The sequence below is a fragment of the Trichocoleus desertorum AS-A10 genome, from assembly GCF_039962155.1.
Taxonomy (GTDB): domain Bacteria; phylum Cyanobacteriota; class Cyanobacteriia; order FACHB-46; family FACHB-46; genus Trichocoleus.
The window spans coordinates 312,308-337,261 of the sequence record NZ_JAMPKN010000001.1 but is presented as its reverse complement, the minus strand read 5'-3'; the positions used below and the strand labels follow the sequence as shown (position 1 = coordinate 337,261).

General features: G+C 48.6%; 25 protein-coding genes and 2 tRNA genes. 13 read left to right on the top strand and 14 right to left on the bottom strand.

Going from position 1 to position 24,954, the window contains the following annotated elements; genetic code table 11:
• Positions 1-27: 27 nt before the first annotated feature.
• Positions 28-378 (top strand): hypothetical protein, encoded by a 351-nt coding sequence (locus NDA01_RS01515; protein WP_348226621.1) that lies wholly within the window; start codon positions 28-30, stop codon positions 376-378.
• Positions 379-436: 58 nt separating this feature from the next.
• Positions 437-835, top strand: coding sequence for a hypothetical protein (locus tag NDA01_RS01510; RefSeq protein WP_190561403.1), 399 nt, complete (start codon positions 437-439; stop codon positions 833-835).
• A 109-nt stretch (positions 836-944) separates the two neighbouring features.
• Here the strand turns inward: NDA01_RS01510 and NDA01_RS01505 are convergent, their stop codons facing one another.
• Together NDA01_RS01505 and pdxA are read right to left on the bottom strand one after the other, a co-directional pair.
• Positions 945-1,166 (bottom strand): DUF4327 family protein, encoded by a 222-nt coding sequence (locus NDA01_RS01505; protein WP_190434031.1) that lies wholly within the window; start codon positions 1,164-1,166, stop codon positions 945-947.
• Positions 1,167-1,599: 433 nt separating this feature from the next.
• Entirely contained in the window at positions 1,600-2,715 is a 1,116-nt protein-coding gene (gene pdxA, locus NDA01_RS01500; protein ID WP_348226620.1) for a 4-hydroxythreonine-4-phosphate dehydrogenase PdxA, read from the bottom strand.
• 93 nt (positions 2,716-2,808) lie between these two features.
• On the opposite strand from pdxA, the gene petM reads away from it, so the two are divergent.
• Positions 2,809-2,913, top strand: a complete 105-nt coding sequence (gene petM / locus NDA01_RS01495) for a cytochrome b6-f complex subunit PetM (RefSeq protein WP_190434035.1) — start codon at positions 2,809-2,811, stop codon at positions 2,911-2,913.
• A gap of 58 nt (positions 2,914-2,971) precedes the next feature.
• On the opposite strand, the gene NDA01_RS01490 is transcribed toward petM, so the two are convergent.
• Positions 2,972-3,391 (bottom strand): ArsR/SmtB family transcription factor, encoded by a 420-nt coding sequence (locus NDA01_RS01490; protein ID WP_348226619.1) that lies wholly within the window; start codon positions 3,389-3,391, stop codon positions 2,972-2,974.
• A 107-nt stretch (positions 3,392-3,498) separates the two neighbouring features.
• Positions 3,499-3,672 (bottom strand): hypothetical protein, encoded by a 174-nt coding sequence (locus NDA01_RS01485; protein ID WP_348226618.1) that lies wholly within the window; start codon positions 3,670-3,672, stop codon positions 3,499-3,501.
• Between the two features lie 152 nt (positions 3,673-3,824).
• On the opposite strand from NDA01_RS01485, the gene NDA01_RS01480 reads away from it, so the two are divergent.
• From NDA01_RS01480 to NDA01_RS01460, 5 genes are all read left to right on the top strand, one after another.
• On the top strand, positions 3,825-4,814 hold the full coding sequence (locus NDA01_RS01480; protein ID WP_348226617.1) for an SDR family oxidoreductase: 990 nt from the start codon (positions 3,825-3,827) through the stop codon (positions 4,812-4,814).
• A gap of 402 nt (positions 4,815-5,216) precedes the next feature.
• The gene (locus NDA01_RS01475; RefSeq protein WP_348226616.1) at positions 5,217-6,134 is read left to right on the top strand and encodes an NAD(+) kinase; all 918 of its coding nucleotides are present in this window, start codon (positions 5,217-5,219) and stop codon (positions 6,132-6,134) included.
• 292 nt (positions 6,135-6,426) lie between these two features.
• Positions 6,427-7,122, top strand: a complete 696-nt coding sequence (gene nblR / locus NDA01_RS01470) for a response regulator transcription factor NblR (RefSeq protein ID WP_190434045.1) — start codon at positions 6,427-6,429, stop codon at positions 7,120-7,122.
• Entirely contained in the window at positions 7,103-7,789 is a 687-nt protein-coding gene (locus tag NDA01_RS01465) for a DUF192 domain-containing protein (RefSeq protein ID WP_431193281.1), read from the top strand. Before nblR ends, NDA01_RS01465 begins: the two co-directional genes overlap by 20 nt.
• 584 nt (positions 7,790-8,373) lie before the next feature.
• On the top strand, positions 8,374-8,565 hold the full coding sequence (locus tag NDA01_RS01460; RefSeq protein ID WP_190434047.1) for a DUF2949 domain-containing protein: 192 nt from the start codon (positions 8,374-8,376) through the stop codon (positions 8,563-8,565).
• A 220-nt stretch (positions 8,566-8,785) separates the two neighbouring features.
• Here the strand turns inward: NDA01_RS01460 and NDA01_RS01455 are convergent, their stop codons facing one another.
• The 4 genes from NDA01_RS01455 to lpdA all read right to left on the bottom strand — a co-directional run bounded on the left by NDA01_RS01455 (position 8,786) and on the right by lpdA (position 13,051).
• Entirely contained in the window at positions 8,786-10,015 is a 1,230-nt protein-coding gene (locus NDA01_RS01455; protein ID WP_348226615.1) for a coiled-coil domain-containing protein, read from the bottom strand.
• 177 nt (positions 10,016-10,192) lie between these two features.
• On the bottom strand, positions 10,193-10,444 hold the full coding sequence (locus tag NDA01_RS01450; protein ID WP_190434051.1) for a DUF5340 domain-containing protein: 252 nt from the start codon (positions 10,442-10,444) through the stop codon (positions 10,193-10,195).
• Between the two features lie 163 nt (positions 10,445-10,607).
• A complete protein-coding gene (gene trpC, locus NDA01_RS01445; protein WP_348226614.1) occupies positions 10,608-11,525 on the bottom strand; it encodes an indole-3-glycerol phosphate synthase TrpC in 918 nt (305 codons plus the stop codon).
• Between the two features lie 92 nt (positions 11,526-11,617).
• Positions 11,618-13,051, bottom strand: a complete 1,434-nt coding sequence (gene lpdA / locus NDA01_RS01440) for a dihydrolipoyl dehydrogenase (RefSeq protein ID WP_348226613.1) — start codon at positions 13,049-13,051, stop codon at positions 11,618-11,620.
• Between the two features lie 386 nt (positions 13,052-13,437).
• Between lpdA and NDA01_RS01435 the strand changes: the two genes are divergently transcribed.
• Positions 13,438-13,683 (top strand): hypothetical protein, encoded by a 246-nt coding sequence (locus NDA01_RS01435; protein ID WP_348226612.1) that lies wholly within the window; start codon positions 13,438-13,440, stop codon positions 13,681-13,683.
• A gap of 30 nt (positions 13,684-13,713) precedes the next feature.
• Here NDA01_RS01435 and NDA01_RS01430 read toward each other — a convergent pair whose 3' ends face one another.
• A complete protein-coding gene (locus tag NDA01_RS01430; RefSeq protein WP_348226611.1) occupies positions 13,714-14,517 on the bottom strand; it encodes a TrmH family RNA methyltransferase in 804 nt (267 codons plus the stop codon).
• Between the two features lie 330 nt (positions 14,518-14,847).
• A tRNA-Leu gene (locus tag NDA01_RS01425) sits at positions 14,848-14,931 on the bottom strand.
• A gap of 195 nt (positions 14,932-15,126) precedes the next feature.
• Here NDA01_RS01425 and murA point away from each other — a divergent pair.
• The 3 genes from murA to NDA01_RS01410 all read left to right on the top strand — a co-directional run bounded on the left by murA (position 15,127) and on the right by NDA01_RS01410 (position 17,651).
• Positions 15,127-16,518, top strand: a complete 1,392-nt coding sequence (gene murA / locus NDA01_RS01420) for a UDP-N-acetylglucosamine 1-carboxyvinyltransferase (protein ID WP_431193306.1) — start codon at positions 15,127-15,129, stop codon at positions 16,516-16,518.
• Positions 16,519-16,715: 197 nt separating this feature from the next.
• Entirely contained in the window at positions 16,716-17,591 is an 876-nt protein-coding gene (locus NDA01_RS01415) for a M48 family metallopeptidase (protein ID WP_348226610.1), read from the top strand.
• Positions 17,570-17,651, top strand: a tRNA-Leu gene (locus NDA01_RS01410). The genes NDA01_RS01415 and NDA01_RS01410 overlap by 22 nt, the downstream gene beginning before the upstream one ends.
• A 257-nt stretch (positions 17,652-17,908) precedes the next feature.
• Here the strand turns inward: NDA01_RS01410 and NDA01_RS01405 are convergent.
• From NDA01_RS01405 to NDA01_RS01395, 3 genes are all read right to left on the bottom strand, one after another.
• Positions 17,909-19,198: a WD40 repeat domain-containing protein gene (locus tag NDA01_RS01405; RefSeq protein ID WP_348226609.1), complete on the bottom strand. Its 1,290-nt coding sequence runs from the start codon at positions 19,196-19,198 to the stop codon at positions 17,909-17,911.
• 184 nt (positions 19,199-19,382) lie between these two features.
• Positions 19,383-19,679 (bottom strand): hypothetical protein, encoded by a 297-nt coding sequence (locus tag NDA01_RS01400; RefSeq protein WP_348226608.1) that lies wholly within the window; start codon positions 19,677-19,679, stop codon positions 19,383-19,385.
• Positions 19,680-19,984: 305 nt separating this feature from the next.
• Positions 19,985-20,155 (bottom strand): hypothetical protein, encoded by a 171-nt coding sequence (locus NDA01_RS01395; protein WP_348226607.1) that lies wholly within the window; start codon positions 20,153-20,155, stop codon positions 19,985-19,987.
• Positions 20,156-20,441: 286 nt separating this feature from the next.
• On the opposite strand from NDA01_RS01395, the gene ald reads away from it, so the two are divergent.
• Positions 20,442-21,530, top strand: a complete 1,089-nt coding sequence (ald, locus tag NDA01_RS01390) for an alanine dehydrogenase (protein ID WP_348226606.1) — start codon at positions 20,442-20,444, stop codon at positions 21,528-21,530.
• A gap of 68 nt (positions 21,531-21,598) precedes the next feature.
• On the opposite strand, the gene topA is transcribed toward ald, so the two are convergent.
• On the bottom strand, positions 21,599-24,322 hold the full coding sequence (topA, locus tag NDA01_RS01385) for a type I DNA topoisomerase (protein ID WP_348226605.1): 2,724 nt from the start codon (positions 24,320-24,322) through the stop codon (positions 21,599-21,601).
• Positions 24,323-24,954: the final 632 nt, after the last annotated feature.

The following is a 24,954-nucleotide window of genomic DNA, read 5'->3' as shown; positions in this document are numbered from 1 at the left end:
CACTCAGACTCTCAAAATAGACCGCTTATGGCTGCGACTCCACTCACTCTCAATTTGGGCGAAGGCTCTGTTGCTTTTAGCTTTACAGCTCAGGCGGCTCAAGAGCTAAAAGCTGCTTTAACAGGACTGTTAGAAAGCTTGAAAGCGGTTGCAGCAACTACTACTCCAGGTGGCAGACCTAATCCACAGAAATCAGTTGAGTATCGTTACACCGGGGACGTGTTTTTAGAAATCTTTTGTAATCCCAACATTTGGCCCACTCCCTTTGCTGCCAAAGTGCTGGTCACGTTACGCGACGATCGCATTCGGTTAACGACTGAAACAGAACTAACGCGTTTAGTCGAAGACGTAAATCAGTACCTAGAGCAGGTTGCCTAATCGTGACTTACAGTAAAATCGAGGCAACCAATCACCATTAGCACATAAATTTCTACCAATGGATTCTAATAATCTGACTTACTTACTGCAAAAAGGATTACGGGTCACCCTCGGGGCAACTACTTCCTTGATTGAAGTGTTGCAAGATCCCCAAAAGCGGGAGCAAAACTTGAGCCAGCTAAGAACTGACCTCAGTCAGTTGGCAGAGGAATGGGATGCTAAGGGCGCTATGACCGAGCAAGAAGCCCGCAACTTTGTTGATACGATCTTAGAGCAGCGTCAGCGTCAACAAGCTCAGCCGCCTTACGATGCTACGACTCAAGCTCAGACAAACACTGCTACAGCTACCCCGGCTGCCCCTCCAGATGTGCAGCTTGAGTTGCAAGAATTAACTGCCCAAATTGCCGCAATTCGAACTGAATTGGAGAAACTCAGAAGCCAAAACCCAACTGAATAGTAGGGTTGTAGCGATCGCCTTTTCAAATTAACTGGCTCATCTCACAGGAGAAATATAGCGAGTGAGGCGTCTTCGGATCAGACGTCTAGACTTGATATTTAGGGATTATTTAGTCGTTTTCCCAACTTTCGCAGCTAATCAGATCTCCAATGCGGTCTCTGAGCAAGAAATTGCTGCGCTCTAGTTCGCATTCCACCAAGGCCCATTCACGGGCTGGAATGTATTTGCACAGGGCATAAATCGGCTGCTGACGACTTACAACGCCTTGCTGCACCAGGTGCAACGCTTCATCTTGAATCAAGTTAATAGAGTATTGAATGGACTGAATCATATTTACCCTTTTGAGCGCAACTGGAAAACTACAAAGGATCCAAACAAAATAACGTAGTTAGAAAATTTGTAGCTCAGATAACTTTGTAATCAGCTATACTGAATGTTTTTTATTTTCACGCTAGTTTTTACTCGATTATATTAATAAACATTGCAAAAGTCATTAAAGGTTGATGTTTTCTGCATGTTTATTTTCGCAATTACACTGTCTTGAGACAGATTTAGTTTGATTGGAGCAAGTTTGCAGCTTCAGATTCATGAGTCTTATGGGTCTAGGATGACCTCAAGTTCCAAAAACTTAGCGCCGACTTAACATATCTACACCATACGCAATCTGTTTTAACAAATGGCAGGGCGATCGCTGCACTGGATCGAGCTAGCACTGCCATCATTGTCTGGGCTTCATTAGCAATACCCAGATCAGGTGCGTTTATTTAGGTTGATGGAAAAGACTTCATTCTGCGCCCCGCTAATTCCGCTGCCAATTGCACCGCAGCTTTCATACTGTTAGCGTTGGCAACTCCTCGACCCGCAATATCAAAAGCAGTACCGTGATCGGGAGACGTGCGGACAAAGGGCAGACCAATCGTTGTGTTAATAGCTCGGTCAAAAGCTAGCAACTTGACAGGAATTAAGCCTTGGTCGTGATACAGCGCTAAGTAAGCATCATGAGCCGAGGAATCTGCACCAGCGGCACCATACCAAGCTTGTCCAGGCTTCACCCAAAGCGTATCGGGAGGGACTGGACCTTCGAGCTGTAACTGCGGCCACTGACAGCGGGCTTGCTCCAACCACGGAATCAGCCACTCCTGCTCTTCTCGACCTAACTGGCCTTGCTCACCGCTATGAGGATTCAGACCGGCGATCGCAATTCGAGGGGTACTGAGACCAAAATCCTGTTGTAAGCAGGCTGCTAATAGCTCTAACTTAGCCGTCATCAACTCTGGCGTTAGAACGTCAGGCACTTGACGCAGCGGAATGTGAGTAGTTGCAAGCAGTGTTCGCAGGGTCCAATTGCTGTGAGGCGATCGCGCTACGAACAACATACCGAAGCGTTGAGTTTCAGAGCGCTCTGCCAGCAATTCTGTCTGCCCAGGATATTCATGCCCTGCTGCTTTCCAGGCCGACTTGGCAATGGGAGCCGTGACGATACCATCAAACTCTCCTGCCAAAGTACGGGCGATCGCCGTTTCTAAATAAGCAAAACTTGCAGCTCCACTAGCAGCATTGCCAGCCCCTACCGTGATCTGGGATTCGGTTGCTTGATTCAGAAGCAAATCTAAAATCAAAAGTTGCTCTGGATCTGCTAGGGGTTCAGCTTCGCGATCGCCCAAACTCTGTTGCCGCTTCAATTGCAGATAAGCTTGGCGTAGTAATCTTTGGCTGCCTACCACCGTGACCTCGCAGGTTGAAGTCAGTCTAGGTTCAGCCAATGCTTTCAAAACAACCTCGGGACCAATTCCCGCCGGATCACCTAACGTTACAGCCAACCGAGGACGCTGTGGCAACGCTGTTGTAGGCAGAACAATTGGAGTAGATTGAATCCTCATAGAACCTGGGAGCTTGCCGATACTCAGAGCAAGGATTAGGGGTCAAACTGTTCTAAAATACTGACTGCGGGTTTAACAAGGAGCATTAAAGCGATGAATGGTGAAATTCTCAATGCAGCTGTTTTGTCCTTTACCTTGATCTTGGTCGGATTGGGCATGGGTTTCCTACTGCTCAAAATCCAAGGCGGCGAAGAGTAGGTCTGGCCCTCTAAGATAGCTCACTGCTCTTTACAAGACGGTGATAGTGGAGCTTAATTTAGTCTTCCGGTTCATCCAAATGATCAGCCACCTCTCGATATAAGTTCAGCACGTGGCTATCTTTGAGGCAATAAAAAACATTGCGACCTTGCTTTCGATAACCCACCAAGCGCATAGTCCGCAAAGCCCGCAACTGGTGCGATACCGCTGACTCACTCATTTTGACAGCAGCAGCGAGATCGCACACACATAACTCTTGGACTGCCAAAGCCGATACAATTCGCAGGCGGTTAGCATCTCCTAATAACCCAAAAAATTCTGCCATGCGTTGGGCTTTATCCACGCTTAGAATATCTCGATGTAGTTGCCGCACATGGCTCAGATTCACCGGGTGCTGGTCTTTGCAATTGAGATCGTCTGCCACTGGTGCTGTAGTAGTTGGGGCGGAGCAAACAGACAGAGACTCAAAATTAGACATAGCGGGTTAAAAACTCAGTCGTGGATTGATTGTAGAGCTCGAAGAATAGCCCTTTGCAACGCTAAAGCTTGCAGAAAAAGCTCAGTTTTTATTTGTTTTCTGCTGTTTCAGGGACCAGTAGGAACCAGCAGTTCTGTCCAGTCTAACGTTATCGCAGGAAGCCAACGAATCGTGCTGGCTCTATTTACACCAGCACTGCGATCGCAGGCTAAGCTGCCATAAAACTCCGCACCAAACTCTACAAGCTGAATTAACAGCGATCGCCTGTTATATCCTCTCATTTTTCATCCTTATTGGCTCTTGATCCCTGAAGAGGGCTTCATACGTTAAGGGTAGACGATGCCGTTGAGATAGCGAATTGTAATCGCTGTCAAGAAACCAACAATTTCTGATAATATCTTATAAAAAGTTAACAAACTATCATTCACCCTTCATGCAGTTATTAGTTGTCGGTGCCACTGGTACCTTGGGAAGGCAAGTAGCTCGTCGGGCCCTTGATGAGGGACACCAAGTTCGTTGCTTGGTTCGCAGTCTCAGGAAGGCAGCTTTCTTGAAGGAGTGGGGAGCAGAACTCATCCAAGCAGACTTGTGTGAACCGGAGAGCCTCATCCCAGCGCTTAAAGACGTTACAGCCGTTATTGATGCAGCCACTAGTCGTCCTACCGATTCTCTGAGTATCAAGCAAGTCGATTGGGAAGGAAAAGTAGCCTTAATTCAGGCGGCTCAAGCAGCGGGCGTCCAGCGTTTTATCTTTTTCTCAATTTTGAATGCTGACCAGTACCCAGATGTACCATTGATGGAAATCAAGCGGTGCACCGAGCTATTTCTAGCTGAATCTGGTTTAAACTACACAATTTTGCGGCCTTGCGGATTTTTGCAAGGATTAATTGGGCAGTACGCCATTCCAATCTTGGAAAAGCAGGCGGTTTGGGTGACTGGAGAAGACACGCCCATTGCCTATATGGACACTCAAGATATTGCCAAATTTGCGATCCGAGCCCTCTCCGCTCCGGAAACCGAAAAGAAGGCGTTTCCCATAGTAGGTTCACGGGCTTGGGGCAGCTACGAAATTATTCGGCTTTGCGAACGCCTGTCTGGAAAAGAAGCAAAAATTACTCGGATGCCGATGGGTCTGTTGCGCTCGGTACGCCGGAGCGCTCGTTTCTTCCAGTGGAGCTGGAACTTAGCCGATCGCTTAGCCTTTACAGAAGTTTTGGCAACTGGAAAACCACTCAAAGCTTCGATGGACGAGACCTACAGTGCTTTTGGAATCGATCCTCAAGAGACAACAACCCTAGAAGTTTATTTGCAAGATTATTTCAGTCGCATCTTGAAAAAGCTAAAGGAATTGGACTACGAGCAAAACCAAGCTACTAAACAAACCAATAAAAAGACAGCTTTCAAGTCTGGCTTTTTCAAATAACTGGCATCAGGGCAGCAGTGCCTATTGCCCTTAGTCCGTTATTTGGACTATAAAAAAATGTATGAAAACCGCAACCAATCATTGTTCTAGCCATTGCTATGGACTTAACTGGTTATTCCGATTCGGTGGCTTACTTGAGAGGTCTACTTCCTACGGTGACCAACCTGGTACCATTAGAGCTATTGGAAAACTCAAAAGCTTAGCCCCTCCGTCATTAAAGATCGAGTTTTAGCTTTGCCTATTAGCTCTTAAAGCTGCCGCTTGCAACATCTTGATTTGTAAAAGATCACAGGTTCCATTCACCGCCCTGCAATGGATTGAGTCTCTCACTAGTCATAGATAACGGTTGCAGTTGAGTTTCTTCCTAACCCCTTAAATTGACTTATAAGCTGGATTTTAAGCGTGCCCAAAGTCGGCATTATCTACAACGACATCAAACCTATTGCTTGTCGCATGGCTGAGGAGCTAGAGGACAAGCTCACCGCAACTGGGTGGGAGGTTTGCTCAACTACTGGTGCTGGTGGAATTCTTGGATGCTCTGGACCAGAAGGGCCGATCTGTCATACCCCGATTGAGCATCTGATTCCAGATGGGTTTGATGAAACGATGGACTTTGCCATTGTCTTGGGAGGCGATGGTACAGTGCTCTCAGCTTTTCGACAAATTGCTCCTTGTCATACCCCCTTACTGACCGTTAACACCGGACACATGGGGTTTCTCACTGAAACCTACTTAAATTATTTGCCACAAGCCTTAGAGCTGGTTTTAGCGGGTGACTATGAAGTAGAAGAGCGGGTGATGCTCTCGGTTCAAGTCTTTCGCAGCGATCGCTTGTTGTGGGAAGCTCTGTGCCTGAATGAAATGGTCATGCATCGAGAACCCTTGACCAGTATGTGCCACTTTGAAATCGAAATTGGTCGGCACGCCCCGGTAGATATTGCCGCAGACGGCATCATTGTTTCCACACCCACCGGATCTACAGCTTATTCTCTTTCAGCGGGCGGTCCTGTCATTACCCCAGGTGTCCCGGTTTTGCAGTTAGTTCCTATTTGTCCCCATTCTTTGGCTTCTAGGGCCCTCGTTTTTGCAGATAGCGAACCTGTGACTATTTTTCCTGCCAACCCGAATCGGTTAGTGATGGTGGTGGATGGCAACGCAGGATGTTATATCTTGCCAGAGGACCGGGTCCGGATGGTGCGATCGCAGTATTCAGCCCGTTTCATCCGCTTGCAACAGCCAGAGTTCTTCCATTTACTCAGAGAAAAGCTCGGTTGGGGGCTACCTCACATCGCCAAACCCACCTCGGTTGAACTGCCTTAATCGTCGGTTCTAACCACATAGTGGAGAGTCGATACCTGACGGACGTGCTACAACAAGGGAAGCACGTTAAAAGTATTAATACTCACTCCTTCGCAGGTTGCCCTGGCATTTTGTATTCCTTCTGCTGATTGAGTAGGTACTTGTAGAAGTTGGGCAAAGCCTATTTCATCTATCAGCTTCATCTATCAGCTTCATCTATCAGCAAACCTAGTGAGTGTATTGATTGCTAGTTGAAGCCCCTAGGGGTACGAAGACCAAAGCTCTCTACTTCACTTCTCTCTCATCAGGTGTCATGAGTACTCTTAATTCTGACCGCAGTCCTTGCATTTTGCTAGTTGAGCCAGATGAAGCTTTAGCTCAACATGTCATGATTGATTTAAAGGAATCTGGCTATGAAGCTGTGGTTGTTCATGACGCTACCAGCGGCCTGCATCAAGCCCATGCATTGCAACCCGCTCTTGTTGTGATCGATCGCATGCTGGCAGGAGAATCAGGTTTAAAGCTATGCAATCATCTCCGGAATACAGGGGCTAGGGTGCCAGTCCTAATGTTGATGGCGCGTGATGCGGTAGATGACCGCGTGGCCTGCTTAGAGGCAGGAGCAGACGATTACTTCCTTAAGCCTTACCGTACAGAAGAATTTTTAAAGTTAGTGCGGCTTTACCTCCAGCCTGACACGCATAGCACTGAGCAGCTACGGTTTGGTGAATTAGTCTTAGATTTAGCTACTCGTAGAGCCCTTCGTAATGGTCGAGCCATTGAACTCACCATGAAGGAATTTGAATTGCTCAAATATTTAATGGAGCACCCGCGAGAAGTTTTGACCCGTGAACAAATTTTAGAGAATGTCTGGGGTTACGACTTTTTGGGAGAATCTAACGTCATTGAAGTCTACATCCGCTACCTACGGCTGAAGATCGAGGATGAGGGTGAAAAGCGTTTGATTCAGACTGTGAGAGGTGTTGGCTATGTTCTTCGAGAAGCGTAAGGCAAACGAGTTAAAGCTATGTATGGGACTGCCGCACCTCACAAGCCTTCAGCTAGAACGAACAACATTTCCCTCTCATGAGTTCCCGCAGGAATACAGCGCCGTGAAGTTTGGGTCGAAGTTGATATTTATCGGTTTAAGCAGTTTGTTGTTAGCCTGTGCAGCACCCTCTTCTACAGTTGCACCCACAAGCCAAGCTCAGCGTCAGCCTACTATTCAGCCAACCGTAGGTCAAGTTAAGCAGAATAGGGGCCAGCAATTGCCGATCGCCGCTCAAACCAAAATTAAAGGGCAGGTCATTCAGTTAGAGGTGGCTCAAACTCGCCAGCAGCAAGCGATGGGTTTGATGTATCGGACGGCATTGGCCGCAAATCGCGGGATGCTATTCCCCTTCAATCCACCCCGATCGGTAGGTTTTTGGATGAAAAATACCTTGATTCCGTTGGATATGGTTTTTTTGCGTAATGGTGAGGTAAAAGCAATTCGGGCTCAAGTTCCACCCTGCAAGGCTGATCCTTGCCCTTCCTACGGTCCTGGCCCTAACATCATCATTGACCAAGTGATTGAGCTACGGGGTGGTCGAGCGGCTCAGCTGGGTCTGAAGGTAGGCGATCGCATCAACCTACAATTTCTGCCTGGGTATACCCGTTCAACCACGCAATCCTAGATCAGGATTGTGACAAAAATTCTCTCAATTCAATCATCATTGAAGTTTCATTACATCAAGAGATAATACGCTATACAAAGTTTGAGGAATTTGTTATTTTTGCTCTTCTAGCCTGATGAAGTAAAAAATACTTGTCTCAAAGTTCATGGGTTCTATATGAGTTCTTTACTCTTTACCTAGCAACAATCAAGTATTTTTTAGGTACTCTCTCAGAGGGCGATGTAGGTGTGAGAGAAGCAAGTTGAAGCTGTTTAAGGGCTAAGCGCTTAGGCTAAGAAGCTTAAAGTCACAAACCTTCCTGCTCCTTTAGATTGCTGGAGATTTCAGTAATCCTATCGAGCCAAGCTGTTGATCAGCTTAGTTAGCTATTCACCCTGGCTGGGGATCGTAAAGGCAACTCCACCCAGCAAAGATTGGTTTCAAGGTACAGCACAACCCTTGGAGCTAATTTGGTTCGTGTAGCAATTTGGTCTCCTTTCTAAAAAGTCCCTGCTTAGGGAATGGACAGATTAAAGAGTGACTACTCGTTTTCAAAAACTTTATTTCTCACCATACAAAATTGGATTTAACAAATTGAGGTCACTATGGCACCCGCAACGTATTCACGCTTTATTCGCTTCCTCCAAGAGGATTTATCGATATCTGCTGCTTCGATCGCGATCGCCCTCCGTCACCGAGAGCAAGATCCAGGACCTTTGCCGATGATTCTTTGGCAGTATGGCTTAGTCACCTTAGAACAACTGGAGCGCATTTTCGATTGGATGGAGGCTGCTTAAAGTCTTGCCGCAACACAACCCCTGTAGGTTGTGTGAGTGAAGGTTCAGCAAAAATCCCCTACTCCTGAAATGATGCTGTATCAACCAACTTCCTGGCGAGACTGTTTAGCCCAAGTGATAATTTCTACTTTGAATAACACTAAAAAAGCGGGTTCACGAACTCGCTTTTTTAATCGATATTACGAAATGAAGGCTTACGAAGCTTAGATCAAAAAGTTTTTTAGCTCCGCCGTCGAGCCAAGAAAGCAGGTAGGTCCACCTTCAAACCGCGACCAAATTGAGAGGAAGTGGTTGGGTTGGAAATCATCGGCTCTGACGTTTCAGCTAATTCTGGCTCTGCCATGAGTAGCTCTGATAAATCTTCTGGGGAATTTTCTGAGCGCTTTGCTAGCTGTTCTTTTAGTTGTAGCGCCTGACGTTGGCTCCCGGCACACCGATCTTTCCAATGCTGAACAGCAGTCTCGTATTCATTGGCTTGCCGAGCCTGTTTGAGAATTTGTTCTTGCATTTCGGCAGCTTGTTGTTCTAAGCCTAAGACCCGTGATTGATAGCGATCGCGCTCTGCCTCCAGTTCTTGGCCTGCCTGTTGCAGCTTAGCTTGCAACATGACCTGTTTAGCCATCTGAGTTTCTAGTTCTTCGATCTTGCCGTGAGCTGTGACTAAATCTTGTTGTAATGTGGCAATGGTTGTGTGCTGCTCGGCCAAGAGGGCTTGAGCCTGCTGCATCTGATGCAGCAATAGTTGATGCTCCTCCAAAGCTAAATGCGCTTGATCTAACTGCATCTCTAACTCAGAAAAAGCTGTCTGACGCTGACTTAGGTTGGCATATAGGCTTTCGATTTGCTGTTGCGCTTCAGCTAGTTTCACCTCTAGACTTGCTGCCAGAGTGCGGGCCGCTAATGCCTGAGTTTCCATTTCTAAAACATGCTGCTGTTGGCCTTGTGAGGCTCCTTGCAAATCGCAGAGTTGCTTCTCTAAACGTTTTTGCTGTACCTGCATTTCAGAGCGGTCTTGCACAATTTGGACTCGCAATCGCTCTAATTCTGCTTGCTGAGTTTGGGCGATTGCCTCAGTTGCTGCTAAGAGTTCCTGAAAGGTCTGGTTTTGAGCCTGAGCCTCGGCAATACGAGCTTCCAGGATTTGCTCTTGCTGCGTTAACTGGAGCTTGAGCTTAGTAATCGCCTGCTGCTGCACATGGGAAAATTCTTCTGTGGTCGCTAACTGGTCTTCTAAGACTTGTTGGTCCCTCATTTGCAACGTGAGGTCGTTCAAAGACGTTAGCGCTTGGTCGAGCGCTTGCTCTAGCAGGGAAATCCGCTCTAAGCGATTGTGCTCTAGCGATCGCAGTTGCTCCAACTCAGCCAGTAGAATTTGGCGCTCTTGCTCCCACTGAGGCTGAAGTTCTTCAGGGATTGACTCATGACCAGCAGCTAAGTCCGGTTCCGACACTCAGGACCTCCCCAGCATTAATAACTGTCCCACAGACTCAGCAAGACAAACTAGCCAATAGAATAACCTTTACAGCAATAAGGCACCATAGGTCTCCAGAAACAAAGCAGGATCGGCTTTAAAAAACTCTATTTCGCGTCAACGGCTAATTGCCTTTGGTCCTGCGATCGCTTGAGACTATTCAGATGGAGCCGTTTTTTCTGCTTCTATATTATTGAGAGACCAGCGATATTCAATCGGCTGGTTAGCACGTTGACAGTTTTCTTCCAATCGCTTTTGCTGGGACAGTGCTTTACGCAGAGTGCTAATGAGTTCGTGGACTTGATCACTTTGAAGTGACCTTTGCTTGACAGCAAACATCGTTTGCCTTTCTAGCAGCTGTAGTAGCAACTCATAATGAACGTGGGAAGGAAGAGGAATCGGCTCCATGTAGGCTGATCTACCTTAAAGTAATGGGTTACTCTACTTACCTAGTCAGGCAAATAGGGCTGGAGAATACTGTGAGAACACTCTTCTTAGATTCAGCCACTAAATCAGAAGTTTTTGTCATCGATTCCAGACCGAAACGATTGCTTCTGATTTAGCCGATGGTTTATACAGCTGCTTCTGGGGTTGGCACAGCTGCGGATGATGCTAACATCTGCCGTAAAGCCTGCGCTGGATCGCTTTGCTTGACTAAAGATTCGCCAATTAGAACTGCTTGTGCCCCCGCTTCAGCAACCAAGCTTAGATCAGCAGGCTGATGCAGTCCCGACTCACTCACCACTAGAATACCTTGCTCTTGAAGTTGCTGTTTGCGAGCTGTAAGGATTTGACAGGTGGTTTGCAAGTCAACGGAGAAGTTTTCCAAGTTGCGGTTGTTAATGCCGACTAAGGTGACACCTGTTAATCCCAGAACTCGATCCAGCTCTTCTAAGGTATGCACTTCAATTAAAGCGGTCATGTTCAAGGCGTTTGTAATTTTGACGAAGTACTGTAAATCTTTGTCCGAAAGAATCGAGGCAATGAGTAGCACCGCATCTGCACCGTGGCACCGAGCTAGGTAGATTTGGTACGGGTAGATAATAAAGTCCTTGCAGAGTAGAGGCAGGTCAATTGCAGCGCGGACCTTGGCAAGATTGGCAAAACTGCCTTGGAAAAATTTTTGGTCGGTTAGAACCGAGACGCAAGTTGCGCCACCCTCTTTGTAGGATTGGGCGATCGCCACTGGATCGAAATCTTCCCGCAACACGCCCTTACTCGGAGATGCTTTCTTGACTTCTGCAATCACTGCGGGTTGAGTAGTACTTTGGCGTATTGCTTCCACAAAATTGAGGGCAGGAGCAACGCTTAGAACCTGCTTTTGCAGCTCCAGTAAAGGCTGCTTTTCTCGCATTTGATCTACTTCAACTTCCTTATGCCAAACAATTTCTTCCAAAATGTGGCGCGGCGTAGCGTCTGGCAAAACAACCTGATAGCGCAATTCTTGAACAGCAATTGCAGGATTCGGTGAACGACGACGAATTTGCATAAGAAATTAATTTAAGAACAACCAAATACTAGAAACACAAAAAAGCGAGTTCCCCTTCCTGGCAAGGAAGGGGCTGGGGATTAGGTCACCGTTTAGTGAGCCGCTACCGCTCGCTTGAAGGCTTCATCCAACACTTCGGAAAGTGTGGGATGAGTATGCACCATGTGAGCCAGATCTTTGACAGAGTGGCGCTGAGCGATCGCGTTGGCGGCTTCTTGAATCAGGTCAGAAGCATGCAGGCCAAAGATATGTACACCTAGAACTTCGCCTGTGTCTTGGCGGTAAATGACCTTGGCAACGCCTTCTGTTTCGCCTTCTGCCAGGGCTTTGGAGTTGCCCTTAAAGTAGGTCTTAGAAGTTGCTACTTTGAACCCTTCTGCTTCTCCCAAGGCTTTCGCTGTAGGTTCTGTCATGCCGACAAAGCTAATTTCAGGATGGGTAAAGGCAGCCGCAGGAATGCTGTGGTAGTCCACCTGGCGATCGCGACCACAAATATTTTCAACCGCGACAACTCCCTGAGCCGAAGCTGCATGGGCTAGTTGCATCTTGCCTGTAGCATCGCCGATCGCCCATAAATGAGCGACAGGTTGGCCATCCACTAGCACTGCCATCCGGTCATCCACGGGAATAAAGCCACGGCGATCGATTTCTACGCCAACTGCCTCTAAACCTAAATTCTGCGTTGCAGGGATGCGTCCAGTCGCCACCAAGCAAGCATCTACTTCCAACACTTCGACCACTTCCTTGGTTTTGGCATCGGCCAGCTCAATTACCACTGGCGAACCAGGAATCACTCGCTTCGCCAGCATGCCAACTTTGGTTTCAATGTCGCGGGGAGCAATCAGCACCCGTTGCGCCAGTTTGGCAATATCTGGATCAAACCCAGGCATTAGTTGATCCAACGCCTCAATCAGAGTAATTTCTGCGCCTAGAGCTGAGTAAACGTCAGAAAACTCTAAGCCAATGTAGCCGCTGCCAATAATGGCAACCCAAGGTGGCAAGGATTCCAGTCTGACCGCGTCATCGCTGGTAAACACGGTCTTGCCATCCACTTCTACCCCAGGCGGAACCCAAGGCACAGAGCCAGGAGCCAAAATCACATCTTGAGCCGTGACTACCCTTTCACCAGTCGAAGTTTCAATCGAGACTTTCTGTGGGCCTGCTACTTTACCCCAACCTTGAATCACATCTACGCCCAAGCGCTTGAGGCTGTTGGTGAGGTCGCCTCGAATTTTGCTGACCAAGTTGTTGGCATGGTCGGCGATCGCTTGGCGATCAAACTCAACCTCACCGACTTGAATCCCCATTGCCTTGAGGTGATGAGCATTGCGCAAGTCCCGTACCCGCCCCGAAGCTGCCAGAAGAGCTTTGGAGGGGATGCAACCACGATTGACACAGGTGCCGCCCATATCAGCCGCTTCGACGATGGCAGTCTTCAAGCCACAGCTCACTGCATGCAGTGCCGCTCCATGTCCTCCAACTCCTGCGCCGAGAATAATTAAATCGTAATCAAATCCCTGACTCACTTTGCTCTCCTGGAAAGGCAAACCTTCCTACCATACCGCAATGCCCGAAGCCCAAAAAGTTAAAGGCTTGGTTTTAGCGTTTTGTCTTTATCCTTAATTCAATTTTCAACTAGATTTGGTTGATTAGACAACACCCACTCAAAGCCGCACAGCAAGCTCAACCATAAATCAGGATCATGCTGCGATCGCAACGAAATTGGGCACCCTGATAGCAGCCAGCTTCTAGAGTCTTGGTCGCTTGACCTCAGTTAAATTACAAATAGAACGCTGGCTCAGCCATATTTAATATCTTTTCTACGTCTTTTAACGCTTGACCCCCTGCCGTTTTAAAAGCCAGGATGGCAAGCAGTCTGAGTCCTAGATTCTGAATTTTTGGAGTCCAGCTAATGGAGCAGCATCAGAACGAGCTTCGTCGCGCCGCCGCCCAAGCCTTTGCTGAATCACTTGATCAGTTGCAAAAAACCTTGCAAGCCGAGGGCAGACCACCCACAACGGCTCAGCCTCAGCCAGAAAAGGCGGCTCCGGTGTCTAATGGCAACTCTAAGGCGACTCCAACTCGGCCCGCTCTGGCTGATTGGGAAGCTGCAGTCGCTGATATCGAACAGTTTATCGAGGCGCGACGCTCGAGCTAAAGCAGCTCGTTGGGCCTCCTTCTCATCTGCTTAACTGGAAAGGGCTTCAGGATTAAAGCCTCGTTGTCGTTGGGCTTCATATAGCATTAGGGCAGCAGCGATCGCCACGTTCAACGACTCTACCCCCGGATAGAGAGGAATTTTGACCCGTTGGTCTGCTAGAGCTGCTACTTCTTTAGATAGTCCTGCGCCTTCATTACCCAGCAAGATTAAAGTAGGTTGCCGCAGATCAGCTTCCCAGTAGGTTAGAGCTGCATCTGGCAGAGTGGCTACAATCTGCATGCCTTGGGCTTGGTAATCAGCAATGACCGTTTTCAAATCTGCGCTAACAGCCATCGGCAGACGGAACCATTGTCCGGCGCTGGCTCGCAGTACCTTAGGGTGATCAAGATCTACACTGTCAGCACTGAGCCACAAACCTTCTGCTCCTGCGGCGGCAGTAGCCCGAATCATAGTGCCCAAATTGCCTGGATCTTGAATGGTTTCTAACACTAGACCTAGGCTGGTAATTTCGCTTAGTTGAGTCTGCTCTGGATTACGTGGTGCCGTCACAATTACACCGTCAGGCTCTACGGTTGTCGCGATCGCCTTCAATACCTCAGGACTAACCAGTTCTACGCGCTGGGCGATTTGACTAACTTGCTGCCATAACTGTTCATGATTGGCTTGCCACTCTGGAGTACAACAAAGGGTTGCCAGCGGATAATTCACGGCACAAGCCTCTTCTAGTAAGTGCGTACCTTCCAGCAAAAACAATTGCTGCTCCCGGCGATCTCTAGCCCGGTGTAACTTACGAAGTTGCTTAACGAGAGGATTTTGCAGACTGGTCAACATAATTCTGTGCCACAGAATAACGTAGCGTTGAAGCAGCTTCACTCTACTGCTGAGCGGACAAAACTCCAAGATCCCGCACTGTCTTCAGGACGGCTTTCTTGTTTCGCGCCTAGATTTCGAACCTTGAATTAGAATCTGTAATTCTCCGGTTATTTAAATATTCTTACAATCAGCAAAGGAACCATAAGTAGATCTGACCAAAGCCTCAGTTACCCAAAGCAGCTTCGGGGAAGAATAAAAAAGCAAACCGCTTGATTTCTCATGAGGTTTGCTCTTAAAAATTATGTAGATTGAAGTAACCCTTTCAGGCCGAGATACCTGGCTTTTAGATGCGGAACCCGGGACTTGAACCCGGAAGTCTTTGCAGACACTAGAACCTGAATCTAGCGCGTCTACCAATTCCGCCAGTTCCGCTTATGGTGCAGCTACGGACTGCGATTTACCAATGTAGTGAAATCCAGAAGCTTTGTCAACTTTCTCAGAGCCAATCTCTTTTAGGTTAAAGTGCTCGTTCAAGCTAAACTGTTTCATCGCTTGAGATCGGAGTTCTGGACATCTGGAATCTTTCCGGTAGAATCGAAACCAAATTTGTAAGTTCTAAAAGTATAAATTGACTCGGAGGATAGGCCCATAACTCCCTCTCACGGACTGCCAGAAACCCATTCTTCACCTGAAGAAGATAAGTCAGTACTTCAGATTTGGGGTAAATCTTCGCTCAAAGGACATGTCACTATTAGCGGTGCCAAAAACTCCGCCCTCGTTGTGATGGCGGGTGCCCTGCTCTGTCCCCAAGACTGCCGTCTTCGTAACGTTCCCTCTCTGGCAGATGTCTCTCGGATGGGGGAGATTTTGGCATCCTTGGGTGTCAAGCTGACAAGACAGGGCGATGTTCTTGATATCAATGCGAGCTACATTGGCCAATCAACTGCTCCTTATGAGCTGGTTAGCCAACTGAGAGCTAGCTTCTTCGTCATTGGCCCCGTTCTAGCTCGCTTAGGCGTGGCCCGTGTTCCTTTGCCCGGTGGCTGCGCGATCGGTGCTCGTCCAGTAGACCTGCATGTCCGAGGTCTGCAAGCGATGGGAGCGGATGTCCATATCGAGCATGGCACAGTCAATGCTTACGTCAAAGGCCCCAGCCGCCGCCTCAAGGGAGCCAAAATCTATTTAGATTATCCCAGCGTTGGCGCAACCGAAACGCTGATGATGGCGGCTACCCTAGCTGATGGGGAAACCATCCTAGAAAATGCCGCTCAAGAACCTGAAGTGATCGACTTGGCCAACTTCTGCCGCGCTATGGGAGCCAAGATCCAAGGCGCAGGTACGAAAACCATCGTAATCTCAGGGGTGCCAAGTCTGCACTCAGCCGACTACGCCATTATTCCAGATCGCGTTGAGGCGGCTACTTTTCTAGTAGCAGGAGCTATCACACAATCTGAAATTAGCCTCTCTCCGGTTATTCCTGACCATTTGACGGCTGCCATTGCCAAGTTGCGGGCGATCGGTGCTTTGATCACCCCAGAGTCACCTAACTGTTTGCGGATCAGTCCGGGGCATGGCTTGACCGCTACTGATATTGAGACCCTACCCTATCCAGGTTTTCCTACGGATATGCAAGCTCAATTTATGGCTTTGCTGACCGTCAGTGAGGGCGACAGCATCGTCACAGAAACGGTGTTTGAAAACCGCCTGCGCCATGTGGCTGAGCTGAATCGGATGGGAGCTGATATTCGGGTGAAGGGCAATCACGCCGTGATTCGGGGAGTCCCGACGCTCTCTGGGGCTCCTGTGGTCGCAACCGATTTAAGAGCATCAGCTGCTTTGGTTGTGGCTGCTTTGGCCGCAGAAGGTAAAACCACGATTCAAGGATTACACCACTTGGATCGCGGCTATGAAAACCTCGACACGAAGCTCCAAAAACTAGGGGTGAAATTGCAGCGCCTTCAAGGAGACTCTACTACAGAGGTGGAGACAGCTCCACTGACACCGATCGCGCCCAACTAATTTCCAGTCACAGTCGCACTGAGTGAGACTTGATCCTGATTGCTCTTAGCTTGTACCCGCAGGCCAAGAGCAATCTCGTTATACTAGCTATGTATCGGTGATAAGCATCGGTGGTAAGCGATCGCCACGCAACTCGTGTTTGCAATGCGATTTGCCTCGATGCTTGTCTTGACCTCACTTCTCATGGCTGCCCCAGCATGTCTCCTGCAAAGACTCCTTTAATTGGCTTGAAGGCGGATCAATTTCGTCATCCTCTCGATTTAGAAGCAACCCAAGCCCTCAAGCAGTTGCCTGGGCTGGACTTGATGATTCGGAGTTTGCTAGGGCCACTAGCCGAACAAGTTTTTTACCTTGACAATATTGCCTCCAGCATTTTGGTTAGCGACCAACAACTGCCGCACTTACACCAACTGCTAATCGAAGCTTGCAAAATTCTTGATCTGGAGTTGCCTCAGCTCTACATTCGGCAACACCCTGTCCCCAATGCTTACACATTTGCGATTCGCGGGAGACAGCCTTTCATCGTAGTTCATACCTCTTTGCTAGAACTACTGAACCCCGAAGAAATTCAAGCGGTGATCGCTCACGAACTAGGGCACTTGAAATGTGACCACGGAGTTTACTTAACCCTAGCCAACATTATGGTGCTAGCCGCAGGACAACTGCCTACTTTGGGTGGCATGATTGCTCAAACCTTGCAGTCCCAAATCTTAGAGTGGGTCCGCTGTGCTGAATTTACTTGCGATCGCGCCGCTCTCTTAGTCACGCAAGACCCGAAGGTGGTGGCTTCCCTGCTGATGAAACTGACTGGGGGATCGCCGACCTTGGCATCTAAGTTAAACCTAGACGCTTTTCTATCTCAGGCGCGTTCTTACGATGACGTTAGTAACAGTGATCTGGGTGAGTTGCTGAAGCAGGCTCAAGTTGCACCTCTGACTCATCCGGTCCCTGTAATTCGCGCGCAGGAGATCGATCGCTGGGCTGGAAGTAAAACTTACCAAACCCTGTTGCAAAACGGAAAAAATGAGTATAATAGTGAAGCTTCATCCAAGGGCGGATGGCGGAATTGGTAGACGCACCACACTCAAAATGTGGCGGTTTCGGCCGTGAGAGTTCGAGTCTCTCCCCGCCCATATCATCTCACTAAGTACCAAATAGGCTCAATGTCTGAAACGATGGGAGTCACCGCGCCGTGAAGGTCGGAACTCCAAGGGTAAAGGCGGTTCGGCTCGTTAGAGACAACGCAAAAAGCAAATGCAAGTGCTGCGGCGAAAGCTCAAAGAGCAAAATGATGCCAAAGAGCAAACTAACCAAAAAAACAGGGAAGAGACATCAACTCTCTTCCCTGTTTTTTTATGTGCCTAAGGACTAGCTTAATGGCTCGTTCTGCCTACTTAACAGGTGGTAAAACTCCATCTTGCCACACTTGAATCAACGTATCAGAGCCACCACTAGCTAGAGTTTGACCATCCGGACTGAAGGCAACAGACTGCACCCAATCTGCATGCTCAGTCAAGGTATTGATTAATTCCCCTGTCTCTAGATTCCAAAGTCTGACCGCATCTCGCCCTGCACTGGCTAAAACTCTACCATTTGGGTTTACTTCAACATCCATGACCCAATTAGTATGACCTGCCAGTGTTTGGAGCAACTCTCCCGTTTCGGAATTCCACACTTTAATCGTGGCATCTCGGCTGGCGCTAACTAGCGAGGTGCCATCAGGTGTAAAGGTTAGAGAATTAACAACCCCTGTATGACCTGGGAGAGTTTGTAGGAGCTGCCCACTAGCTAAGTCCCACAGCTTCACAACGCCGTTGTCTTCCCCACTAGCTAGGTATTGCCCAGAAGGGCTAATCGCTAGGGCATGCACTTCATGTCGCTCGTCTTCGAGCGTGGACAGTGGGCGTTGTCTTTGTAAATCCCAAAGTTTAATGCCATCTAAGCCGCCACTGACTAAAGTTTTACCATCGGGGCTAATAGCTAGTGCCAGAACATGGCTCGTGTGATCTAGGAAAATTCGGCTCGATTGTTTCGTCTTTAGATTCCAGAGATTCAGAATATAGTCAGTGCCACCACTGACCAGCGTTTGACCGTCTGGCGTCATAGCTAGCGCTGCCACCATCGTTTGATGGACTCGCAACGTCATCGCTTCTCGACCGCGCTGGAGATTCCACACTTTAATTCTGGCGTCGTTGTAGCTACCGCCACTAAACAGGGTTCGACCATCAGAAGCAAACAGCAGAGAATCCACAGCTCCTTTATGCCCTTTCAAGGTGCGGACTAGCTGGGGCTGCTTCCAACCACCTGGGGTGGATGAGCCTGTCACAGTAGCGGCTACGTCTACCTTGGTTACAGGGGGTGTAGGCAGCGCTTGGCTCACATGAGCGATTTGTAGAGAGCAAACTACTCCAATACCCACTGCTCCCCAAAATGCCAACCGCTTATGAAGAAATACACGCAGAGGAAAGCTAGGAGATGGATATTTCATAGTTCGACTGAATATTGGGGCAGATTGTTTGAGTGAGGCAATGAGCTGGAGGGTGTCTTCCCAAACGGAAAGAATTCCTGGCGCTTCAACTTTCAAGGTTTTGAGAGTTTCCATTTGTTGAGCGATCGCAGCCAACCCAGTCTGCAAGCACTGCTTGACTTCAACGTAAGGCAGTTGCTCTTGCTCAGGCACGCTCGAAATTTCTTGGATTTCAATTCAGCTCGAACTTTAGGGTTGAGCTCGCTTAATGAAAGCCAAGCGATGAAGCACTGAACGATCAAAAAGACGGTAACTCGCCTCAGAACGTTCCGCAGTTAGCATGAGTAAGCTAAATGGTATGGAATAGCTCTAACTGAGACCTAACCGAGAAATCAATTTAGTGAGGTGGTGGATTCTTCTTAGAAACCGATAGCACGGGCATCTGCGGTCGTGAGGAGCGAGGGGGTAAGTAATATTGCGGTACTTGTTCTGGTTGGTCTTCTTGTTGGCGCTGCATCAACCACCACCGCAGGGCGATCGCAAGCCCCACGGTTCCTAGACCAAAGCTAAATAGAGACCAGCGGCTATCGAGTCCGCCAATCGCTGCATCTACAGCGCCAACCGTAATTACAAAGCTAGAGATGGGCTCCTTACGATAAGCTGCCCTTAAAAACCGAGGCCACACAGCATTCATCACAGTATCTCTCTGACTCAACGTATCAAGAATTTTAGAGTTTTAAAGAAACAAAACACTTAGAAAGTTACGTAATCCGTATCGGTTTAATGGGACTGCTTATTTCTAATTTAGACTCATCCCACAAATTATGGAGAACTATAGAAAAAACACATCTAGGCCTTAGGTACTTACACTACCCTTCATCATCTCTTCACGCTAAACTCTCCAGTTCTTCCTCATCCGAGCGAACATTTTTTGATCTCTGTGGCGTTGTCTATTCAGTCAGCGGCAAACGCCCCGGAAGAACTGGCAAAGTTTTGGTTTTATCTCAGCCCTAGCCAAGTTAAGACGCCTTGTCCAGTCACGTACTCGATGGCAACGGCGATCGCGAACCCCAGCATGGCAGCTCGGCCATTCAGACGCTCGGCATATTCTGTAAAGCCGACTTTAGGTTCAGCTAATTTAGGCGTTGTGGTGGGTTGTATTTGGGTCATTGCTTTAGAAAAATTGACGACAGTTCTATTAATTCAGACAAAGGGTAAAGCAGCACTAAGAAAATCTCACTCAAGAGGTATGTCTTAAGTTAGGACTTTTGGGTTCTATTGATGACATTTACAATTCTTTATCTCTTTCATCTATTTTAAGGAGGACTGTCTCTGCGTCAACTCATCCTTTTGGATGGCCAGCTAAGGGCGATCGCTCAACTTCCTTAGGGCTTTGCTCTCTAGCTACTTTTACAACCAGCTTAAGCTAGAAGCATAGGGCATTCAGAGGTTTCGTATGGAAATCGGCGTTCCCAAGGAAACAAAAGACCAAGAGTTCCGAGTGGGGTTGAGTCCGAGCAGTGCTCGCGTTCTAGTAGACAACGGGCATAGCGTTTTTGTCGAGACCCAAGCTGGTATCGGCGCAGGCTTTAGCGATGCTGATTATGTTCAAGTAGGAGCAAAAATTGCTCCCAATGCAGAGGCTGCTTGGAATCGGGAGTTGGTGATTAAGGTCAAAGAGCCGCTAGCACCGGAATATCAGTTTTTGCAAAAAGGCCAACTCCTGTTTACTTACCTGCATTTGGCTGCTGATCGCGAACTAACTGAGCATTTGATTAGCTCTGGAGTGACCGCGATCGCCTATGAAACGGTAGAACTGCCAGATAAAAGACTCCCTCTCTTGACCCCCATGAGCATTATTGCTGGGCGGCTATCGGTGCAGTTTGGCTCTCGATTTTTAGAGCGTCAACAAGGGGGACGGGGCGTACTTTTAGGTGGCGTGCCTGGAGTGCAACCTGGCAAAGTGGTGATATTAGGCGGTGGAGTGGTAGGCACAGAAGCAGCCCGGATTGCCGTCGGGATGGGGGCTCAAGTCCAAATTTTAGATTTGAATGTAGACCGTTTAGCTTATTTAGAAACTTTATTTGGTTCCCGCGTGGAACTGCTCTACAGCAACTCCTTACAAATTGAGACTGTTGTCCCAGAAGCCGACCTGCTGATTGGAGCCGTGTTAGTACCTGGTCGCCGAGCCCCGATTTTGGTGGGTCAGTCTTTAGTTGCCAAAATGCGGCCTGGTTCAGTGATCGTGGATGTGGCGGTCGATCAAGGTGGCTGTATTGAAACGATGCGACCCACATCCCATAGTCACCCTACCTATGTCGAGGCAGGTGTGGTACATTACGGCGTGCCGAATATGCCTGGAGCAGTGCCCTGGACAGCGACCCAAGCTCTCAATAACAGCACCTTACCCTACGTCCTGAAGCTAGCCAATTACGGTCTATCTGCTTTGGACTCCGATGCAGTTTTAGCCAAGGGAGTTAGTGTGCAAAATCAGCGGTTAGTACATCCCGCTGTACAGGAAGTATTTCCTGACTTAGCTCACTGAAAAATTGACGAGGAATAGGAGGGCAATCGCTTTCCTGCTTCCTCAATTCCCGTCTACGGTCCAGTCTCCTAACTCTCGAGAGTTGAGGTTTTCTTCTTAGTGCTACTGGTACCTGATTTTTTCGTAGTGGTCTTGCGAGGTTTTGTTTTACTCGTGGTGGCCTCGCTCTTAGCAGCTGTCGCCTTGGTCGTTGACTTCTTCGTGCCACTGGTGGACTTGGCGGATTTGCGACCCGATTTGCTGGTTGACTCTTTTGTGCCCAATAACTCTAGAGCCGCCTCTAGCGTGATGGACTCCACCGCTTGGTCTTCGGGCACCGAGACATTGATTTTGCCATGCTTGATGTAAGGACCGTAGGGGCCATCGTAAATATTGATTGGCTCTTCATCAGCAGGGTGGGCACCGAGCGATCGCAATGGCTCTTTCGATTTGCTCCGAGCGCCTCGACGACCTGCCTTTGGTTCTGCCAGCAACTCCAAAGCGCGGTCTAGCTCAACAGCCAGCACATCGTCTCCCGCTTTCAAGGAACGATACTCTTTCCCTTCCTTGCCTTGGTCATGCAGTACATAGGGACCAAAGCGTCCTAGCCCTGCCTGGATTTTGCCATTTGTTTCAGGGTGAACGCCCAAGGTTCGGGGCAGAGACAGCAGTCCCACGGCCATTTCTAGCGTGACATCATCCATGCCTACACCTTTAGGCAGCGAAGCCCGCTTCGGCTCGACATTGGTCTCCCCTAAATCTCCCAGTTGGACATAGGGACCAAATGGTCCAATCCGTAAATAAATCGGTTCTCCCGTGTCTGGGTGCAGCCCTAGCTTATCGGGGCCTTCGGTTTTTTGGCGCAGCAGCACTTCCACCTGAGCAGGGTCAAGGTCCGCCGGAGTCAAGTCCTGAGGAATGGTGGCTTTAACGATGGCATCGTCTTTTTCAGTTTCTAAATAAGCTCCGTAACGACCAATGCGAATTTTGGCAGCTAGATCTTCTAGCTCAATCGTGCGGGCTTCAGTGGGATCAATTTGGCTTTCCCGTTCCTTGACTTGGGTTTCTAAACCCGCTTTCCCTAAATAAAACTCCTTGAGGTAGGGCAACCACTTCACCTCACCTGTAGAAATTTCATCTAAGGTTTGCTCCATGCGAGCCGTGAAGCTGGTATCAACCAAATCGGGGAAGTGATTTTCCAATAAAGTGGTCACAGCGAAGGCGGTAAATGTCGGCACCAGGGCATTGCTGACCATTTGGGCATAGCCTCGGTCAATGATGGTGCCGATAATGCTGGCGTAGGTACTGGGCCGCCCGATCCCTTCGCTTTCTAAGGTTTTCACCAAAGAAGCTTCGGTATAACGAGCAGGAGGTTGAGTTTCGTGACCGATCGCCTCTAAAGCCTTGCACGCTGGCTTGTCACCCACCTTGAGCGCAGGCAGAATCACTTCCCGATCCTCGATCGCCGCATCGGGGTCATCAGACCCTTCCACATAAGCGCGGAAGAAACCAGGAAAGTCAATGCGCTTACCGCTAGCTCGAAATCCTGCTTCTTCGACTTGGATTTGCACCGTGATATGGGTCTGCCGCGCTTCAGCCATTTGGGTGGCAACGGTACGCTTCCAGATCAAGTCATACAGCTGAAATTCTGCTCCTTTTAACCCTGTTTCTTGAGGAGTGCGGAAGCTGCTGCCAGCGGGACGAATGGCTTCGTGGGCTTCCTGGGCACCTTTGCTCTTGGTGGAGTACTTGCGAGGTTCGGAGCTGAGATAAGCTGCGCCATACATGTTCTCTACACAAGTCCGAGCTGCCTCAATTGCCTGCTGCGACAAATTCACCGAGTCGGTTCGCATGTAAGTGATAAAGCCTTGCTCGTAAAGGCTTTGGGCCACGCGCATTGTATCTCTCGCCGAGAGGCGGAGTTTGCGGTTGGATTCTTGTTGCAGCGTCGAAGTAGTAAAAGGTGGTGCAGGCTTGCGAGTGACAGGCCGTTCTTCGATATTAGAAACGGTCCAAGCCTTATTAGTGATTTGCTCTTGCAGCGCTCTGGCTTCCGCTTCATTCAGCAGGAGGACATTGCGACCCGCCGCAATTTGCCCCGTTGCCTCGTCAAAGTCACTGCCTGTCGCCAAACGCTGACCTCGCAGCGTTACCAGGCGGGCTTCAAACGCACTTTTATCTTTTTCTAGGGTGGCTTTGAGATCCCAGTAAGTACCTTGATGGAAAGCCCGACGCTGCCGCTCCCGTCGTACGAGTAGCCGCACTGCTACAGACTGAACCCGTCCAGCTGACAAGCCCCAGGCAATTTTCTTCCACAGCAGCGGCGAGAGGGTATAGCCCACCAAGCGATCTAAAATACGTCGTGTTTCTTGCGCCCGAACTAGCTTCTCATCTACAGTGCGACAGTTTTTCAGCGCTTCTTTGATCGCTTCTTGGGTGATCTCATGGAACACCATGCGCTTGATCGGAACTTTAGGCTGCAAAAGTTGCAGCAGATGCCAGCTAATGCTTTCTCCTTCGCGGTCTTCGTCTGTGGCCAGTATTAACTCGTCAGCATCTTTGAGCGCATCTTTGAGCGCCTTGACTATTTTTTTCTTGTCTTTGGGCACTACATAAAGCGGCTCAAATTCTGATTCAATATTCACCCCTAGCTTTGCCCATTTTTCTTCCTTGACGTTCGCAGGGATTTCGCTCGCCGATTGCGGCAGATCGCGCACATGTCCCATTGACGCCTCCACTCGGTAGCCTGCGGGCAGGTAGTTGCGAATGGTGCGTGCTTTGGTAGGAGATTCGACAATGACCAGGGTTGACATGGGATCGTTTAACTTCAGGCAAAGTGGTAGCGAGCTAGGCAGTCTTAGACATGGAAGATTTTGACAGGGATGTCAAGACTAGGTAGCAAAATTGATGGCAAAAACTTGGGAGACTAGCTAGACAAATTAACGTAACTGCACTGCGATCGCTTCATCCTAAAAGAAGACTCCCTTAAAAAGAAAATCAAGGAGAGGAGACATTCAGCATGCCTTGATCTCTACTTATAACCAATATGGGTGGAATCCTCAGTTTTGACAAAATTTTTTGCAGTTATCCCTCTGAGCCAGACACAAGCAAAGTTGAGTCGGGAAGTTAGCCGGATCAGAAGGCAGACGAGCTAGAAAGCCAACCTAGTCTTACATTCACCCTTTGGCAACAGGGCCAGCTAAGGGCAAAAATTCTGGTGTCTTTTTAGTTTATGAACAAATGTTAAAACTTTAACTGCGATCGCTCTGAGCTGGTAGCCGTTGGTCTAGGAACAAATACTGATTCAAAATAAGCGTAAGCGTTAAGATAGCGCGATAAGATCACAGGTTAAAGGCCCAAATTACTGCTTGAGGGTGGTTCAACTGCTGGAAAGCATCAATGGATGACTCACTGGCCTGACTTTTTATTGTTCTTTAGTGCTGTT

Excerpts from the sequence above, each read along its gene's own strand:
- NDA01_RS01515 (WP_348226621.1), top strand. The coding sequence starts at position 28 with ATGGCTGCGACTCCACTCACTCTCAATTTGGGCGAAGGCTCTGTTGCT.
- NDA01_RS01510 (WP_190561403.1), top strand. The coding sequence starts at position 437 with ATGGATTCTAATAATCTGACTTACTTACTGCAAAAAGGATTACGGGTC.
- NDA01_RS01505 (WP_190434031.1), bottom strand. The coding sequence starts at position 1,166 with ATGATTCAGTCCATTCAATACTCTATTAACTTGATTCAAGATGAAGCG.
- pdxA (WP_348226620.1), bottom strand. The coding sequence starts at position 2,715 with ATGAGGATTCAATCTACTCCAATTGTTCTGCCTACAACAGCGTTGCCA.
- petM (WP_190434035.1), top strand. The coding sequence starts at position 2,809 with ATGAATGGTGAAATTCTCAATGCAGCTGTTTTGTCCTTTACCTTGATC.
- NDA01_RS01490 (WP_348226619.1), bottom strand. The coding sequence starts at position 3,391 with ATGTCTAATTTTGAGTCTCTGTCTGTTTGCTCCGCCCCAACTACTACA.
- NDA01_RS01485 (WP_348226618.1), bottom strand. The coding sequence starts at position 3,672 with ATGAGAGGATATAACAGGCGATCGCTGTTAATTCAGCTTGTAGAGTTT.
- NDA01_RS01480 (WP_348226617.1), top strand. The coding sequence starts at position 3,825 with ATGCAGTTATTAGTTGTCGGTGCCACTGGTACCTTGGGAAGGCAAGTA.
- nblR (WP_190434045.1), top strand. The coding sequence starts at position 6,427 with ATGAGTACTCTTAATTCTGACCGCAGTCCTTGCATTTTGCTAGTTGAG.
- NDA01_RS01465 (WP_431193281.1), top strand. The coding sequence starts at position 7,103 with ATGTTCTTCGAGAAGCGTAAGGCAAACGAGTTAAAGCTATGTATGGGA.
- NDA01_RS01460 (WP_190434047.1), top strand. The coding sequence starts at position 8,374 with ATGGCACCCGCAACGTATTCACGCTTTATTCGCTTCCTCCAAGAGGAT.
- NDA01_RS01450 (WP_190434051.1), bottom strand. The coding sequence starts at position 10,444 with ATGGAGCCGATTCCTCTTCCTTCCCACGTTCATTATGAGTTGCTACTA.
- trpC (WP_348226614.1), bottom strand. The coding sequence starts at position 11,525 with ATGCAAATTCGTCGTCGTTCACCGAATCCTGCAATTGCTGTTCAAGAA.
- NDA01_RS01435 (WP_348226612.1), top strand. The coding sequence starts at position 13,438 with ATGGAGCAGCATCAGAACGAGCTTCGTCGCGCCGCCGCCCAAGCCTTT.
- NDA01_RS01430 (WP_348226611.1), bottom strand. The coding sequence starts at position 14,517 with ATGTTGACCAGTCTGCAAAATCCTCTCGTTAAGCAACTTCGTAAGTTA.
- NDA01_RS01415 (WP_348226610.1), top strand. The coding sequence starts at position 16,716 with ATGTCTCCTGCAAAGACTCCTTTAATTGGCTTGAAGGCGGATCAATTT.
- NDA01_RS01400 (WP_348226608.1), bottom strand. The coding sequence starts at position 19,679 with ATGAATGCTGTGTGGCCTCGGTTTTTAAGGGCAGCTTATCGTAAGGAG.
- NDA01_RS01395 (WP_348226607.1), bottom strand. The coding sequence starts at position 20,155 with ATGACCCAAATACAACCCACCACAACGCCTAAATTAGCTGAACCTAAA.
- ald (WP_348226606.1), top strand. The coding sequence starts at position 20,442 with ATGGAAATCGGCGTTCCCAAGGAAACAAAAGACCAAGAGTTCCGAGTG.
- topA (WP_348226605.1), bottom strand. The coding sequence starts at position 24,322 with ATGTCAACCCTGGTCATTGTCGAATCTCCTACCAAAGCACGCACCATT.